The sequence below is a fragment of the Shewanella sp. 8A genome, from assembly GCF_023475945.1.
GTDB lineage: Bacteria > Pseudomonadota > Gammaproteobacteria > Enterobacterales > Shewanellaceae > Shewanella > Shewanella xiamenensis.
Window position 1 is genome coordinate 1 of record NZ_JAMDJP010000123.1, and the last position, 257, is coordinate 257.

Sequence of the window (257 nt, forward strand, 5' to 3'; positions counted from 1 at the left end):
ACAGCTTTCTAAATTAACAAATAAAGGTTAATTACGCAGGTAATTGTACGGCAGACAAAGCCGTGACGAGCGAAGGGCGGAGTGTACGGTAGTACATGAGTACTGGAGTGAGGATACAATGCCGTGAGACGTAGATTAACCCGTAAGAATTTGCTTGGTGACAATAGCATTGTGGTCCCACCTGATCCCATCCCGAACTCAGAAGTGAAACGCAATCGCGCCGATGGTAGTGTGGGGTCTCCCCATGTGAGAGTAGG

1 rRNA gene is annotated in these 257 nt (G+C 48.2%); it reads left to right on the forward strand.

From position 1 onward, the window contains the following. Positions 1-153: 153 nt before the first annotated feature. Positions 154-257, forward strand: a 5S ribosomal RNA gene (gene rrf / locus M0413_RS22835); the annotation flags it as partial.